11 protein-coding genes are annotated in these 17101 nt (G+C 40.6%); all 11 read right to left on the minus strand.

What is annotated here, in order from left to right; translation table 11 throughout:
- Positions 1-41: 41 nt before the first annotated feature.
- The gene (locus WAA15_RS08310; protein WP_337042262.1) at positions 42-740 is read right to left on the minus strand and encodes an NUDIX hydrolase; all 699 of its coding nucleotides are present in this window, start codon (positions 738-740) and stop codon (positions 42-44) included.
- A gap of 200 nt (positions 741-940) precedes the next feature.
- Positions 941-2482 (minus strand): alpha-N-arabinofuranosidase, encoded by a 1542-nt coding sequence (locus WAA15_RS08315; RefSeq protein ID WP_337042263.1) that lies wholly within the window; start codon positions 2480-2482, stop codon positions 941-943.
- Between the two features lie 30 nt (positions 2483-2512).
- A complete protein-coding gene (locus WAA15_RS08320; RefSeq protein ID WP_337042264.1) occupies positions 2513-4789 on the minus strand; it encodes a glycoside hydrolase family 127 protein in 2277 nt (758 codons plus the stop codon).
- Positions 4790-4840: 51 nt separating this feature from the next.
- On the minus strand, positions 4841-6763 hold the full coding sequence (locus tag WAA15_RS08325; protein WP_337042265.1) for an alpha/beta hydrolase-fold protein: 1923 nt from the start codon (positions 6761-6763) through the stop codon (positions 4841-4843).
- 75 nt (positions 6764-6838) lie between these two features.
- Positions 6839-7960 carry an alpha/beta hydrolase-fold protein gene (locus WAA15_RS08330; RefSeq protein WP_337042266.1) on the minus strand — a complete coding sequence of 374 codons (1122 nt, stop codon included), beginning with the start codon at positions 7958-7960 and terminating at the stop codon, positions 6839-6841.
- 28 nt (positions 7961-7988) lie between these two features.
- On the minus strand, positions 7989-9068 hold the full coding sequence (locus WAA15_RS08335) for an esterase (protein ID WP_337042267.1): 1080 nt from the start codon (positions 9066-9068) through the stop codon (positions 7989-7991).
- Between the two features lie 19 nt (positions 9069-9087).
- The gene (locus WAA15_RS08340) at positions 9088-10248 is read right to left on the minus strand and encodes an alpha/beta hydrolase (RefSeq protein ID WP_337042268.1); all 1161 of its coding nucleotides are present in this window, start codon (positions 10246-10248) and stop codon (positions 9088-9090) included.
- A gap of 29 nt (positions 10249-10277) precedes the next feature.
- On the minus strand, positions 10278-11390 hold the full coding sequence (locus WAA15_RS08345; RefSeq protein ID WP_337042269.1) for an esterase: 1113 nt from the start codon (positions 11388-11390) through the stop codon (positions 10278-10280).
- A 27-nt stretch (positions 11391-11417) separates the two neighbouring features.
- Positions 11418-13373, minus strand: coding sequence for an alpha-L-fucosidase (locus tag WAA15_RS08350; RefSeq protein ID WP_337042270.1), 1956 nt, complete (start codon positions 13371-13373; stop codon positions 11418-11420).
- Positions 13374-13533: 160 nt separating this feature from the next.
- Positions 13534-15096 (minus strand): carboxylesterase/lipase family protein, encoded by a 1563-nt coding sequence (locus WAA15_RS08355; protein WP_337042271.1) that lies wholly within the window; start codon positions 15094-15096, stop codon positions 13534-13536.
- A 28-nt stretch (positions 15097-15124) separates the two neighbouring features.
- Entirely contained in the window at positions 15125-17083 is a 1959-nt protein-coding gene (locus WAA15_RS08360) for a sialate O-acetylesterase (protein WP_337042272.1), read from the minus strand.
- Positions 17084-17101 lie beyond the last annotated feature (18 nt).

Below are 17101 nucleotides of genomic sequence, written 5' to 3' on the forward strand. Positions count from 1 at the left end.
TTATAACAAATAAACAGGCACTTAGCTGGCTTGTGGCTGTTTTATATCATTGAATCTGAAATAAAGTTATGAAAGGCATTAAACTGGCTCTGATATTTTTCTTTATCTAACCGATAAAGAATGGCCTTTTTGGTTGTTGAATTCTGGTTTTTTTCGCCAGTATCAATCAAAAGTTTGGTTGAAAGTATTTTACGACTAAAATTACGCCTATCGAGGGGTGTGTCATAAATAGCTTCATAAAGCCTTTGAAGTTGTGGAATCGTAAATTTTTCTGGCAAAAGTTCAAAGCCTATGGGGTGCAAGGCTGCTTTATAACGCAGTTTTTCCAGCGCTAATTCAACCATTGAATTGTGGTCAAAAATTAAATTGGGCCGGTTTTTAAGGTTTATCCAATAAGCATTCTGTGCCTTTGCAGAGTCCTGATTATGGGCATGAATGTTTATCAAAGCAAAAAAGCAAATCGAAATTGTACGCTCAACGGGGTCTCTACCTACTTTACCAAAAGTTTTTATTTCTTCAAAATAAATATCTTTCAACCCTGTTAAATCATATAAGATACGATTAGCCGCTACTTCCAGATCTTCGTCGGCTTCCAGAAACCCACCCATTAAAGACCATTTTCCCTTCTCAGGCTCAAAATTCCTTTTTATTAAAAGCAATTTAAGTTCTTCACCGTCAAAACCAAAGACGATACAATCAAGTGCTACAAGTATTCGAGTAGAGTGAGGGTACTTATTCATTATATAATATGCTGCATAAAATTTGCGCAAATTTTAATAATACAATATTCAAAATCAATAAAATTCGTGAAAATCAATGATTTCCACGAATTAAATCAAATAATAACCTAATTTATATAGATGCTAAATACTATATTAAATTGTGTAAATATAACACAATATTTTTAAGTATAAAAATTGCATTTAATTATTTAAAAAAATTACTTTTTTAAGTTTAGCACAATAACAGAATAAGCTGGTATTGTGAGTTTTAATACACCTTTTTCGAGTTTTGCTCCAGCAAAATCTTTTATAGCAACTTTGTTAGGCTGCTCAAATGTATTGTGGTCATTAATTTTTGCGGAAGCTAAAATTTGACCTGAAACTTTTGAGAAATCCTCCCCTCTCAGGTTAATTGTCACTTCGTGTGGTTTACTATAATCAATATTTGTAAGCGATATATTTAAAGTTCCGGCCGCATCTTTTGATGCTGATGCCGACACAGCCGTTAATTTTTTACCCTGAAAATCGTACGTAGGGGCTTCAATGTTTATTGGCACAAGGGTGGCATCCTGATGCACGTTATACATTTTCATTACATGGTAAGTAGGCGTGAGCAGGATTTTCTCCTCATTAGTCAGAATTACAGACTGCAATACATTCACAATCTGAGCCAGATTTGCGCCACGTACCCTGTCGGCGTGGTTATTAAAAATATTGAGTGTTAAGCCAGCAATCATGGCATCACGCATGGTATTTTGCTGATACAAAAACCCCGGATTAGTACCCGGCTCTACATTATACCAACCTCCCCATTCATCTACAATCAGAGCTATTTTTTTCTGAGGGTCATATTTATCCATGATAGTGCTGTGTCCTTTAATGAACTCATCCATCTGCCATGCTTCTTCCATAATTTTAAAGTATTGTCCTTCATTGAAATCAACAGAAGGGCCTTTGTCTGTCCAACTTAGCACCGAATAATGATGTAAAGCTACTGCTGCCAACATTTTATGCGGAATATTCTTCATCAGGGTTTCGGTCCATGTATAATCTCCGTCGCTTGCACCTGAGGCAATTCTGTAAATTTTTGAGGAGTTATCCCAGTCTGTCATGAATGTTGCATACTGGCGATAAATATTGGCGTAATACTCGGCTGTCATGTTACCACCACAACCCCATGCTTCGTTACCTACCCCCCACATTTTAACATTCCACGGCTTTTCACGTCCGTTTTGTTTCCGAAGCTCTGACATGGGGCTTCCACCGGGATGATTCACATACGTAACCCAATCGGTCAGGTCTTTTACTGTTCCGCTACCCACATTTCCGGCCAGATATGGCTCTGCTCCTATTCGTTCGCAAAGGTCAAGAAAATCATGTGTGCCAAAGCTATTATCTTCGGTTACTCCTCCCCACCATACATTTACCATTTTAGGGCGGTTGGCTTTAGGGCCGATACCATCTTTCCATTGATACGTATCTGCAAAACAACCACCGGGCCAGCGCAGGTTAGGAATTTTAAGGTCTTTTAATGCCTGAATAACATCATTACGTACACCGGCAGTATTCGGAATTTTAGTGTTTCCTTCTCCTACATATATACCTCCATAAATACATCTGCCGAGGTGTTCGGCAAAATGCCCATAAATGTGTTTACTGATTTGCGTTTTAGCCAGATCAGTATTCAGGGTGATTTTGGTCTGGGCTGCCACCGTGAACGCAACACAGCCTGCAATAATTGATAAAAATGCTTTTCTCACTGTATTTTAAAATTTATGTATGATTTGATTTTACTTTTTCATTAATCTGAACTGATGAAAACGAGGCGAATTGGTGTTGTTTTTTGAAATGATTTTAATATTAACTAATTCGCTATTAATTCCCTCAATTCTGATAAGTTTATTTACTATTGAAACAGATTGAGCGAGTGCTTCATTAATATAAATTTCGGTGTTATTTATATTAAAGTCGTCTAGCATACTGATTTCAAGGCATTTACCTGCACGATTACTATTTTGTAACTGATAAGAAAAATAAGCGCGGGTAGCACGCCAGAACTGTTCGTCGTCATACCCTGAACTACTTTTTTCGCCCTTATACAGATGGTCTACTTCAGACTGCTGCTCACCACAATTTACTTTATCTATCGTTTGGGCTTCTATTGCCAGCAATTCTGTTTCCTTTTGCTTAGTTTTTAACTGTTGCTCCGCATAAGCCTTTTGCGTAAAGGCAGGAAAATACATCTGGTAACGTGCTTCATGAATTTCAAAAAAAGGCTGTAACGTGAGTGAATCTAAACGGAACTGAAGATGTCCGAGCGGTTGAAGTTTGGATACAAAATTTTCAGAGTCATCAACGAGAGCGAAGGCTTTATCTATCGGATAGAGCGGGCCTTTGGTTTCATGCCCCATTCTGCTATCGTCAGCAAATATGCCTGTCAGGTCTTTGGTTGATGTCTTTGCAGCCAGTACAATAGGGCCATGCAGAAACGCAACCCAATTTGAGCCATCAGGCAGGTTTTCCAGCTTTGTAGAGGAGGTAAACACAATAGTAATTTTATCACCCGATTTCCACTTTCTGTTTAGCGAAATGTAACTTACAGGCCTTGTATTACTGTTGTATTTATGGCCATTTACTAAAACCTCGAAGTTTTGGGCCCATGCCGGATACCGGATATTTATGGCAAATTGTTTTGGTGTAGACGAGCTAACTGTTAATTCAGACTGATTTTGATACGGAAACGCTGTGTTTTGTACAAGCCTGATACCCTTTGCCTCCCAATTGAGTGCTGACGGAATAAAAAGATTAACGAAAATATTGTCAGCAGAATGGCTGTAAATTAGTTCTCCATATTTTGTATGGTTTTCAATGCCTGAACCTACACAACACCACATACTGGTTTCGGGTTGCGAATAAACCCTGTAATGATTGGGGCGAATTGGTGTAAAATAAACAAACCCTCCTTTTTCGGGGTGCTGGCTTGATAAAATATGATTATACAGGATACGCTCGTAAAAATCCAGATAACTTACATCATTTTTATCCAAAAACAATGCTTTGCTAAGCCTTAACATATTAAATGAATTACATGTTTCTGGACCCTGATTCGATGCCAGCATTTTACTGAAATCGTTTACCGGATTAAAATGCTCACGAACGCTGTTGCCGCCAAAAGCAACGCTTCTCGATTGTGACACGTTTTGCCAGAAGTACTGTGCTGCACCCGACCAAGCCAGATTATTGGTTAAGACTCCGATTTTTTCAAATCCTATTACCTTAGGAATCTGCGTATTGGCATGCAAACCGGTGAGTTTATCCTGTTTTTCGATAAGCGGATTCAAAACGGCCCGATGTGAGAGTTTTTGAGCCGTATCTAAATATTTCTGTTCTTTTGTAATAATGTATAAATCGGCAAAGGTTTCGTTAATGCCGCCATGTTCTGTGCGTAGTATTTGTTGTATCTGTTCTTCGGAAAGCGGCTTGATTAACTCAATAAACCAATCTCCAAGCCCAATTAAAACTTGTTTTGCCTGCTCATTACCAGCATATTGGTAGGCATCTCGTAAACCTGCAAAAAGTTTATGAATGTTATAAAGTGGCACCCAAGTATTATTCAGGCCAAAACCACTGCCATCGATGTCTCCTTTATGAATTCTTTCCCAAAAAACTTTCCCTTGCGGAATCCCCCCTACGTATCCATTGCCATTTTTTGCCTGACAACGCGCCAGTTCGGCAACCATATAATCGAGGCGTTTCTTTAGTTCAGTATCATTAGTGCTTGCATACATCATGGCCAATGCCGAAAGATAATGGCCTCCTATATGCCCATCCAGACCCGAACTTTCCCAGTTGCCATATCGCTCAGCTTTTAGTGGTAGCCCTGCATCAATCAGGTATGGAGCCAGCAGTTTATCTGGGTTCAATGCCAGTATGTACTTTAAGTCAATATCCTGCGCATTTTTAAAAATGCCCTGCGTTAGCTTTACTTCATGCAAAGAAAAGGGCTGCATCTGTGCCATGACAGATACAGGCCCTAAAAAAAGAAACAAAAGGTGTTTTATTTTCATCGGATTCTATTTCAGCAAATCTTCTTGTACCTCAGATAGATTGCTGCATTTTTACTTGAATAACAACTGTGCAAACATCATCAGGTCATGTCGCCAGACTGGCCATGTATGCCCACCTGCATATTCGCTGTATTTATATTTTATGCCCATTTCATCAAATTTTTTCATCATAATCTGACAATTGGCATGAGCGATGTCTTCTTTCCCACCTTGAGAAATCCAGAATTCTTTAAGATTGGTATTGATTTTATCTGTGTTGTTTTTCATGAATTCATATTGAGGGTCTGATAACTTAGTATTATTAGCCCACCAACCTGAACTGAACACCCCAAGATAATTAAACATATCGGAATTTCGCACACCTGCATGAAGTGTTTGCAAACCACCCATTGAAAGCCCCGCCAAAGCGCGGTTTTTTCCGTCTGCCAGCGTACGATAATTAGTTTCAACAAATGGTACTACTGCGTTTTTTAATTCATTTTCAAAAGCCTTGAGTGCGTTTTCGTTGAACCCTGCTACACCCCCACCCATGCCGATGTTACCATCTACCATAACAATGAGCATTGGTTTAGCTTTTTTATCGGCAATCAGATTATCCAGAATCAAGTCTGTTTTGCCTTGCGTTGCCCAACCGCGCTGGTCTTCGCCACCGCCGTGTAAAAGATATAACACCGGATACTTGTCGGTAGTAGCATCATACCCAGGAGGCGTGTAAATGTACATTTCGCGCCAAGCGTTTGATGCTTTTGAAAAGTATTTTTTTATGCGGATGTCGCCATGGGGTACATCTTTCAAGGCATAGAAGCCACCTTCCTTGTACGGAATTTCAATGCCACTTGCCATGCGACTCATACCATAGAAACTTTCACTTGCGGGGTCGGCCACGGCTAGGCCATCTATCAATAAAGAATAATAATGAAACCCACGACTGATAGAGTCGGTAGTTACTGTCCAGAAACCGCTGGTATCTTTTACCATGTCATACTTTTTCCCTAAATCGATCTGTACTTTTTGTGCTTCGGGGGCTTTCACTCTGAATATCACACGATTATCAGGCAAAATCTGCGGATACTTGGCGTTTCGCATATTGGTAGCTGCCGGTGTTCCTAGTACCGAATATCTGGTAAAATCTTTGGTGCTGATAGGCTTAAACAAAAACTGTGAAAACATATATAAGCCATTTTTCCAGACTTTAAAGTCATGCACGCCTGCTTCTACATAGTAAATATGAGGCACATCGTTTTCATAGAGATAATCATGTGTGCGTTTGCTGAAAGTAATAAGGCCGTCGGCATCGCCGCAAGAAATCCAGAGAAGTTTCAGTTTTTTTCTGGCTTCATCAGCATTGGGTACTAGTTCTTCGGGGCGTTTTGTATTGGGAGCCGACGAGAAACCACCTACCCAAGCAAATTTATCAAGATTACCTAACCCGAAGTTAAGCGACTGCCCCCCTCCCATTGAAAGCCCTGCAATAGCCCGATTTTCGCGGTCGGTAAGCACAGGATATTTCTTTTCAATAAACGGAATAAGGTCGTTCAATAAATCTTTTTCAAAAGTGGCAAAGGCTTCTACTTTTTCTCTGTCAAAAATATTACCTATTGCGCGGTCATCCTTCATGGCTCTTCCGTTAGGCATTACAACAATCATGGGTTGAATTTTGCCTTCGGCATAGAGGTTATCCAGAATTACAGGCGGGTTACCCCCTTTCAGCCATTCTTTTTCGTCGCCGCCAATGCCATGTAACAGATACAGTACAGGGTATTTTTTCTTTTTGTCGAAACCCGGAGGGGTATAAACCAGTGCTTTACGAGTAACACCAACAGTTTTGGATTCGTACTGAATAGAATCGAGTTTGCCTTTGGCTATTCCGCTACGTTCTTTATCGAATCCTTTGGGTGCTTCTTTTTCGATGGTTTGGGCAAAAGAAGCAATCGCAATGCCCAAAATACCAAAGAGTGATACTATTTTTTTCATGTGTGATAATCGTTTATCTTTCTGTCAGGAGAGTATTATTTCGTATTTATTAGCTATGGATAATTAAAAAATGGTTTATTTTTTGAACAGCAGCGGAGCTAACTGATACAGACTCCTACGCCATGTCTGAAACTCATGGGCCGTTCCTTCAGACACGTACGACACCGCATTAAAACCTGCATTTTTTAGTTCTTCTGCTGCTTTTTTTACAGCGTCGGGGCGTTCTTTGCTACCGCAACTCAAGAAAATAAGTTTTACTTTAGATTTATCTTTGATATCGGCCGGCGCATAAACCCCACCGCTTAGTAAGCCATAATAAGAAAATACCTCAGGGTTGTTAAGAGTAATTGTTTTGGTTTCCATGCCACCCATTGAAAGCCCTGCCATTGCCCTACTATCTTTATTTGCAATTGTACGGAAATTGGCATCTACATAAGGAATTAATTCATTAACAAGAACCGTTTGAAAAGGCTCAATTTTGAAATTACGAATACCTCCGGGTTTTACATCGTTTGTCATGCCGTAGGTCATTACAATAATAAAAGGCTTTATTTTTCCATCGGCAATCATGTTATCCATTATCAGATTGGCGTGCCCCTGATTACTCCAAGCTGTTTCATCTTCGCCCCATCCGTGTTGCAGATATAGCACAGGATACTTGGTTTTAGTGTCTTTCTCATACCCCGGAGGTGTATAAACAAATGCTCGTCTTGAAGTATTGGTGCTAGGCGAAGGAAAAAGAACCTGATGTACATGCCCATGCGGTACATTTTTCAGCGCGTAGAAGTCTTGGTCGTGTGCAGGTATTTCGATACCACTTTCCCAACGGACCGAGCCATAGTAATTCAAAGTGCCGGGGTCGTTGAATTTTCCGCCATCTATTCTTACATTATAATAGTGAAATCCTTCATCCATCGGGCCTTCGGTAGTACCCATCCAAGTACCATCTTCGGCTTTGCTAAGTTTTGTACCGCCTCTACCGCCTAGCCCGAGGCTCACTCTTACGCTATCGGCAGCGGGTGCTACTATCTTAAACCGTGCATAGCCTTGCGAATTTACCATGGGGTATTCTTGCCCCGGCTGATTTAAGGACGAAGGCTTAAAATCTTCGATTACAGCAGGCTGGGGTGCCTGAGCAAAACACGTACTACCTGCAATGGTTGTCAGGAATGCTATTTTTAAAAATGTGTTTTTCATCGTCTTAAAGGTTGATTATATAAGAATTTTATTTGAAGATTTCCTGAAGCGAATGAGCCAGAAATAACTTACAGTTCATCCAAGTATGCCCGCCTGATACTATCAGCGGCTCAACTTTAATTTTCTTTTCCTGAAACATGGCAATATTCTGTTTTACGCTTTCATACAGAAAATCTTCTGTACCCACACTGATAGTGAATTTTTTAAGTTGCTTGTTTATCAAATCAGCGTCAGGATTCCAGTCTGTGAAGTTTTTCCTGAACTCCTCAGTAGCTGTATAAGGAGCATAAGAACAGATATACCCAAATTTATCTGTATTAGTTAAGCCTATATTAAGTGTCTGACCTCCACCTACCGAGAAACCAGCTACTGCACGGTTTTTACTATCGGTTTTTACAGGATAATTTGCTTCTATAAACGGAATAATATCGTTTACTATTTCTTTTGTAAAATCAGGCATCGGGCTTGGGCGGACATTGCCATAAGGCATAACAATAATCATAGGTTTTGCCTTTCCTTGCGCAATCAGGTTATCTGCAATAAAGTTAGCTCTGCCTACCTTTGTCCATGTTTCTTCGGTATCAGAACCTCCATGAATAAGGTAAAGTACCGGATATTTTGTTTTACCACTGGCATCGAAATTAGGTGGTGTATACACCAGCAAGTCTCTGGTACGGCCCAACACTTTAGTATTATAATATTGATAATGAATTTTACCATGTGGTACATTCTGCAAGGCGTGTACAAGTGGGGTACTACCCTGAATTTCTACAATGCTACGTTTGAAGCGTTCGTTTGCAAAAATGAAGGTATTGTTGGGGTCGGCTATCTGCACACTATCTACATAAAAGCTATAAGGATAAATATCCGGCGTAATGTTGGGTATAGTTACAGACCATATTCCTGATGTATCTTTTGTCATAGAAACAGGGGCTTTGAGGAATTCGCCTGACAGTGTGACCCTCTGCGCTTTTTTAGAGAAATACCTGAATGTGGCACTATTATCTGGATGCACATCTGGTGAGCTAATGGCAGGCGGTCTTTGCTGAGCCATTAATGACACACCTGCCAATAATGCCACGGCTCCTGAAAGAATATATTTTTTCATAGTCATTGCTATCAATATTTTATTGAAATAATAAAGGGAGGGTCTCGTTAAGGTATTTTTTTACGTTCATCCACGTATGCCCGCCGTCTGTTACGTAGCTTTTAAAGTTTACCTTTTTAGCTTTGAGGTAATCTTCAAATTCGACAGTGCCTTTATACAGGAAATCGTCGGTTCCGATACCTGACCACAATAGTTTTAACTGTTTATTGGTTTCTGAGGCATTGTTTCCGATATGACTAAACCCTTTATCCATTTCAGCGGGCGATATATAAGAGGCATAGCTGCAAACCCAAGCAAACTTATCCATATTATTAAAGGCGGCTCTTAGTGTCTGGCCCCCTCCACGAGAAAAACCCGCAATAGCCCTGTTGTCACGGTTATTAAGGGTACGGTAACTTTTTTCGATATAAGGGATAATGTTGGTGATTAAATCTGTCTCAAAAAATTTGGCTCTTTTTACGGCATCTTCACTATCGCGGTTCATAATATCGGCAGGCTTTGGCAAACCTTTTTGTTCGGCTATACGAGCAGCAGGATTCCCATAGGGCATAACAACAATCATTGGCTTAGCTTTGCCGTCGGCAATGAGGTTATCCAGAATAAAATTTATCTTGCCTACTTTATAAAAAGTTTCTTCGGTATCAGTAGTACCGCTAATGAGGTAAAATACGGGGTATTTTCTGGCTTGCTCTTTTGTGTAGCCCGGAGGTGTATACACAACTAATGTTCCTGTCGAACCCTCAACAGAAGGGTAATACTCGTAGCTAATAGTACCATGAGGTACGTCTCTTACTGAATACACCGAAGGCTTATCGTCGGGAATTTCAACAAGGCTAGCCTTGAAACGTTCGTTCGGAAAAAAAGCTACGTTAGCGGGGTCCATCACAGTAACCCCATCTACCTGAAAACTATATGGATAAATATCTGGTTTTACGGCTTCAGTTGTTACCGACCAGATACCTTGCGCATCTTTTACCATAGCAATGGGTGCCTTTAAAAATTGTCCGCTTAGTTTTACTTCGCTTGCCAGTGGAGCCAGATAACGAAAGGTAACCGACTTATCGGCATTTACTTGTGGCGAAATTACTAAAGGCCCTCGGGGTGGTTGGCTCCAGCCAATACAGGGTATTGATACTGTGGCATAAAGCACTAAAAACTGAATGATTGATTTAATTTTCATATCTGTGGCTTTTGGTTGAATCTTGTTAATTATTTGAATAATTTCTGAGCAATAGTTGATAAATATAGTTTACAGTTCATCCATGTATGCCCCCCGTCCGACACAAGGTTTTCGTATTTAATTTTCTTCTGGTCAAGTACCTGCATAAATTCCTGATTTACACCATATAAACCATCTTCTTTGCCTACTCCTATCCAGAATAATTTTAGGTTTTTATTTACTTGTTCAGGATTGCTAAATGCTACCTCATTATTTCTATCAAATTCATTTTTGAGCATTCCGGGAGCAAAACCGCAAACATAAGCGAACTTGTCGGTGTTGTTCAACCCGAAGTATAAAGTGGTTCCTCCTCCACCCGAAAAGCCGGCAATAGCACGGTTGTTTTTATCATTTATGGTTCTGTAATTCTTCTCAATAAAAGGCATGAGGTTATTGAAGAAATCTTTCTTGAACTCTTGCAGGTTATCCCAATTCCGTAGGCTTCCCGACGATTTACTGATAACCGGATAAGCTCGCCCATAAGGCATAACAATAATCATAGGCTTAGCTTTTCCTTCTGCAATAAGATTATCCAGAATAATATTTGCTCTGCCTACTTTGGTCCAAGTTTCTTCTGTATCAGTAGTGCCATGCAGTAAATAAAGCACCGGATAAAAGGCCTTAGGATTAGCTTCGTAGCCCGGAGGTGTATATATTACAACCGGACGCGTACCTAACTCAGAAGAATGATAGTAACGGTAAGAGATAGTGCCATGTGAGACATTCTGAATAGTATGGACCAAAGGCGAACTTCCGGTAATTTCTACGAGGCTATTCTGAAAACCCTCATTCGGAAAAATAGATGAATTATTAGGGTCAGCCACCTGAATGCCATCTATATTAAAAGCATAAGGATACATATCGGGCTTTACTGGCCCTAGCGTAATACTCCAGACACCTCGTTCGTCTTTACTCATCGACACAGGATTTTTTTCAAACTGCGTATTCAGCTTTACTTCTTTGGCTGCTGGGGCATACAAACGAAACGTAACCTTATTGTCGGCATGAACTTCTGGCGAAATAATTATTGGCTTGGCATTGGGCTGTGATTTAGCCACAAAAGCACTAATGATTAAAATAACTACAATAAGTTTCTTTGTCATGATAGAAAATAATGTTTTATCAGCATTTTACTTAGTTATAATATCTACCTCGGCATAACCTGAGGCTGCCCCTTCCTGCGTAGTTTTTATTGAGCGCAATCTGATAAACCTTGCTTGTGTAGACGCAAAAGTTTTAGTTTGCCAGAATGGATTATTTTTTATATTAGAAAACTCTCCTTCGCTCACAATTTTCCAGTTTTGGTTATCGGTAGACACAAAGAACTGATAGTCAGTAATAATACTGGCTTCGGCCCACCAATTCTGGTCGGGTAAATACCTGAAACCCTCGATGTTTTGTTGTTTGCCCAAATCAATTATTAAATCCACAGGCTGGCTTTTGCCCTGATGCCATGAGGTTGACGGATTACCATCAAGTACCTGATAGGCTGCCGATTGGGTGGTATTAATAATTTTCCAATCCCTGCGTGAAATATCAAACTTTTCTTCACTTGCTATGCTACTTTGTTTGGTAAAAGGGTTGTAAGCTATGGCCTTAATGGCCGTTTTACCATCGCTCGTTGGTATAGGGTCAATATATTTGGTGCTATTTGGCCCCGGTATGCTTCCATCCATGGTATAATAGAGTTCTGATTCTGAATCACTAGCTTTAATATGGATAAGCCCCGACTGGTCACGGGTGATAGCTGGCAGTGTAAGAATGAGAGGGGCATCATAAATTTCCAGATTAGATATCAGGGGACAACTCTTAGCATCCAGAATATTTAAACGTACCTGAGAGGCTTCAACAGTTGGGAAGCGAAGAATACGCTTATAGCCAATGGTTGTTTCGCGGGCAATTTCTTTCCAATTTCCGTTGATGTAAGCATCAACACTAAACGATTTAACACGTTGACCCAAACTGATAGGCTCTTGTACGAGAAAGCGATTAAAAGAAACATTTTTATTGAATTGCAGGGTAATTGATGCTTTTCTGATGTTATCATCGGTAGCCCAATAGCTTTCTTTATCTGTATCTATTGCCTTTTTTGCCTCAAAATTTTGGTCTCCCCCACGTACATTTGAAGCAATAACACGAGCATTTTTAGCAATATTAAGCGCAAATGCCTCTTTAGTAGCCTTTGCAAAAGCTAGTACTGTTTTTTCATCTTTTTCATGAATAAGCCCGTTAGGCATAATAGGAAAGTTGAGTAAAAGAGTGGCATTACGACCCACAGAATGATAGTAGGTATCCATTAGCTGAGGCAGTGTTTTTACTTTTTTATCTTCTCGCTCATGATAAAACCATTCAGGTCGTATAGATGTGTTTACCTCGCCGGGCACCCATACATTTCCGTTTTCCAAACCATGGCGAAGCATTTCTTCAGGCACATCTCCTGTCGAATTCAGTAAACTCCAGTTTGTTTCTCCTACGTATCCTGCTTCAGTACCAACCCAGCGTAAATCGGCCCTATCTCCCCCATCGTTCCATATCACGATTTTGGGTTGAAGTTTGCGCACTAGTTTATAAGTTTCTGGCCAATCATAATAGGTTTTGGCATCTATTTTACGGGTTTCATTAGCACCTCCGTAGTAGCCAGAACCGCCATTGGCCCCATCAAACCATATTTCAAATACTTCTCCGTAGTTTGTAAGTAGTTCTTTTAGCTGATTGCGGAAATAAGTGATATAAGCGGGTTTTCCGTAATCGGGGTGGTTTCTGTCCCACGGAGACAGGTAAACACCAAACTTAAGCCCATATTCTTTACAAGCATCGGCCATTTCTTTTACGACATCTCCTTTACCATTCTTCCACGGTGATTTTTTCACAGAATAATCGGTGTATTTAGAGGGCCATAAGCAAAAGCCGCTATGATGCTTAGCTGTAAAAATAATGCCTTTCATACCTGCCTCTTTACAGATTCTGGCCCATTGCCTGCAGTCAAGTTTTGTCGGATTAAACAAATTGGGATCTTCATTACCCAAACCCCAAGCCATATCGGTATAAGTATTTATTGAAAAATGAATAAAAGCATAGTATTCCATTTTTTGCCAACGAAGTTGATTTGGGCTAGGTATTGGCCCAAATGGCTCAGGTGCTTTAACTTGGCAAAAAGCCAATGAAATTATTGCATTTAAAAGCAAAATATTAAATATTACTTTCGTATTCTTACTCATATTTTTTGAAAACCTTATTAGTTGTTATTTATTTTGCCCATTCTTTACCTTCTGGAGTTCTTCGCCATTCAAAATAACTATCAAGTATTTTTAACGCCGATTCGCTGGGTACGTTACCCATTACTGCTTTTTGTTGAAAATACATGACCCTCGGCTTATTGTTATCGAAAGGCTCCCACTCAGGTACTCCATTTGCATTAGGATTACCGTATTTGGCAAAATTTGTCCAGTAGTTCATAATTGTTTCTGATAGCGCTGCATCCGTAGGCGTACTATTAGGGCTTGAAGCATTCAGATGCCCGAACACAAAACCAACATCTTGGCCATGTGGAGAACCATACCCATAGCGAGGTGAATCAGCCGGAAAATCGGGGTGCTGGTCAAAATAATAATAATATACTTTTGATTTACTATTTTGTACCTGTAACCTTGCCCAACTCCAAGTATGCCAGCCAAAAGCGGCATCGCGTGCCAAATCTCGAGCAGTTTTAGGAACACTGGCATCGCCAACAGGATAGGCTTTTATGAGGTCATCTGCAAATTTCCCATAGCGTTTTTTTACACCGTCGTGGTATTCCTGAGGAGTTTTAGGAGGCGAAAAACTTGCGCCTTCATCAGAGTTATAACCAATTAAGATTGGAGTCTGATTGTACTGCCCTTTCTGGTAAAGGGTATGTTGGTCGTCTGGAATTACATACCCATCAATAATAGGCCAAGCTCCGGGCATACCAAAACCCATTGGCAATTTGTCGGCAGGCATTTTTCTTAATTCAGCCAAGCTATGTGCGCCGGCTTTTTCCATAAATTCAAGCCCTTGTTTTTCGGCAAAGGATAAAGTTTTCAGGTTTTCGCCCGGATAAGTAGTGCTACGATACGGCCCAAACGAGCCGCCACTTTGTGAAATTGCACCATGAAACAATCCTTTGGCAAGAGGTGAAGCGCAAAGCATACTTACGGCTATTCCGCCTGCCGACTCTCCGAAGATAGTAACCTTGTTAGGGTTTCCACCGAATGCCTTTATGTTTTGTTGAATCCATTGTAAACCCGCTATCATATCAAGCAAACCATAGTTACCCGATACATGATGTGTGTTTTCGGCACTTAATTCGGGGTGAGCTAAAAAACCAAGTTGTCCAACTCTATAAGCGATACTTACCAGAATTACGCCTTTTTTTGCAAGGTTTTCACCCGTGTAGGTGGGTTCAGAGGTAGCCCCAAAGCTAAATCCGCCACCATAAATCCAGACTAATACAGGCAAATTATCTGTTGCCTTTTTTGCCGGTGACCAGATGTTCAGATAAAGGCAATCCTCGCTTTTTCCTGATGGTGGATTTCCTCCCTGAAAAGGAGCTGGTGCAAATTGTGTAACGTTTTTAACTCCTTCCCATTTGGCAACGGGTTGTGGTGCGCGCCAACGTAAATCACCCACAGGCGGGGCTGCGAATGGGATGCCTTTATAAATTGTAAGGCCGTCTTCTAGATAGCCCTGTAAGAGCCCATCTTTGACTTTAACAGGTGTGGGTTGCTGACTAAAAACACAATTGATTGCCAACAGCCAAACAAGTATAGCATAGCCGATTTTCTTTCTCATGGTTTCAGATAAGTTAGGTAAGAGGAAATTAGTTTTTGAAAATCATCTGCGAAAACTCATATAAACATCTACGCCATGTGAGCCATTCATGTGCTGTGTTCGGAGACTCATAATAAGTATTTTTAATTCCTGCTTTTAACAAGGCATCGCTTAAGCCTTTGGTTCGTTGGCCTTCGCTCTCGCCAATGCCTAAAAACAACACCTTCACTTTTTTATTAAACTCATCGGCATTGGCAAATGCACCATTATAAACTGTTTTGAGTTCGGTATTCACATTGAAAAGACCAGCCCCACTAAAGCCGCCTATATAAGCAAACTTGTCAAGGTTTGGTAACGCAGTCTGGAATGTCTGATACCCCCCCCACGAAAGCCCCGCCAAAGCACGGCTGAGGCGGTCGGTTTTAACTCTGAAATTAGTTTCTATATAAGGAATGATTTCGTTTAACAACATCGGGGTAAATTTTGCTCCGAATTGTTTACGCGCTTCGTTAATATCTTCGGTTGGTTTGGGTCTGAACATACCGCCTGTGCCTCCGTCCGACACAACTATTACCATAGGTTTAGCCTTGCCTTCAGCAATCAGGTTATCCAGAATGATACTCAGTTTTCCTTGCTCTACCCAACCGCGTTCGTCTTCACCCATTCCATGTTGCAGATAAAGCACCGGAAATTTTTCTTTGGTATTTTTATCGTAAGATGGCGGGGTGTACACAAAAAACCTTTCGTATCGGCCCATCGTCTCTGAGTACAAATAGTTTTCTCTTACTTGTCCATGTGGTATTTTTTTGGGCTGATAAAAATCCTGATCTGGTGCCGGAATTTCTATGCCGCTCATCATTTTGCCAATACCAAAGAAAGATTCGCTGGCGGGGTCAGAAAAACGATAATCGTCAGCAATCAGATAATAATAATGAAAGCCCGGTTGTAGCGGTTCGGTTGTAACAGTCCACACACCTTTATCGTCTTTTGCCATATCATATTTTTTCCCTAAATCTACTTGCAGTTTCTGCACATTAGGTGCTTCTATCCTGAAAATAGCTCTGCCTAGTTCGTCTACTTTGGGGTATTCGGTTTCAGGTGCGTTGGTTTCGGCTGAAACCGGATTTTTTGAAGGAATTATGATGCTTTCATCAATTCCTATTTTTTTGCCCTGCGATGCCATTAAAGCAGTAGCATATCTTTTACCAAAAATACGTACTCCTGCACTATTGAAATGCAGTTTGTCAGGCACGGCGGGCAAGCCTTTTGACGAAACAACTATGGCTTTTGGCAAGGTTTGAGGAAGCGTAGCAATGATTTCGTTCATGCTGGCACATTTACCTCCTTGGTCGGCTCCAACTACTTCGCCTGCTAGTAGAGGGATAGAATTAGGAGCCAAATTTAAGTCAGCCAGTATATCATCATATAACTTTTTCACCTGCACAGGCCATGTTTTATCGCCAGTATTGGACTCTCCCTGATGCAGTAAAATACCTTTAATTACACCAGACTTCTGGGCAATTCTGGCCATTTCAATTAATCTTTCGTAGGGGTTACCGCCATACTGTTTGGCCATGTTTATCATCCATGGTTTATCTTTAGCCGAAGAGTCCAGATAAGCCTGATATTTTACTTTATCAAAAATTTCTATTTTACTTCCTGCTACTGCAACATGAACCAAACCCAACGATTGTTGGCGGGGCATATTCTCAAGCATCATGCGCCCGAAATAATCGGCAGGTGAAAGCCCTGTTTTACAGCGGCATAAGGGTGGTTTTGCTGTATACCATTGTCCTTTTACTCTGTTAATTTCGGGGCAGTCGAGGGCTTCGAGTATCCTGAAACGGCTATCAATATCGATAGTATCTTGGGCTTCTATGCGGCCAGCTCCTTCCATATTCGACTGACCGATACAGAGGTAAATATGAAAATTAGGGTCTTGAGCGAAAGTTACCGTACTCTGAAATAGCAGACTGAGTAATAGCAGATAAAAAAAGTTTCTTTTCATAGTTTTAAGTGGCTAGGG

Source organism: Emticicia sp. 17c (assembly GCF_037153985.1).
GTDB lineage: Bacteria > Bacteroidota > Bacteroidia > Cytophagales > Spirosomataceae > Emticicia.

Bases quoted from the DNA above. Each gene is read 5' to 3' on its own strand.
- WAA15_RS08310 (WP_337042262.1), bottom strand. From the start codon at position 740: ATGAATAAGTACCCTCACTCTACTCGAATACTTGTAGCACTTGATTGT.
- WAA15_RS08320 (WP_337042264.1), bottom strand. From the start codon at position 4,789: ATGAAAATAAAACACCTTTTGTTTCTTTTTTTAGGGCCTGTATCTGTC.
- WAA15_RS08325 (WP_337042265.1), bottom strand. From the start codon at position 6,763: ATGAAAAAAATAGTATCACTCTTTGGTATTTTGGGCATTGCGATTGCT.
- WAA15_RS08330 (WP_337042266.1), bottom strand. From the start codon at position 7,960: ATGAAAAACACATTTTTAAAAATAGCATTCCTGACAACCATTGCAGGT.
- WAA15_RS08335 (WP_337042267.1), bottom strand. From the start codon at position 9,068: ATGAAAAAATATATTCTTTCAGGAGCCGTGGCATTATTGGCAGGTGTG.
- WAA15_RS08340 (WP_337042268.1), bottom strand. From the start codon at position 10,248: ATGAAAATTAAATCAATCATTCAGTTTTTAGTGCTTTATGCCACAGTA.
- WAA15_RS08345 (WP_337042269.1), bottom strand. From the start codon at position 11,390: ATGACAAAGAAACTTATTGTAGTTATTTTAATCATTAGTGCTTTTGTG.
- WAA15_RS08350 (WP_337042270.1), bottom strand. From the start codon at position 13,373: ATGGAATACTATGCTTTTATTCATTTTTCAATAAATACTTATACCGAT.
- WAA15_RS08355 (WP_337042271.1), bottom strand. From the start codon at position 15,096: ATGAGAAAGAAAATCGGCTATGCTATACTTGTTTGGCTGTTGGCAATC.
- WAA15_RS08360 (WP_337042272.1), bottom strand. From the start codon at position 17,083: ATGAAAAGAAACTTTTTTTATCTGCTATTACTCAGTCTGCTATTTCAG.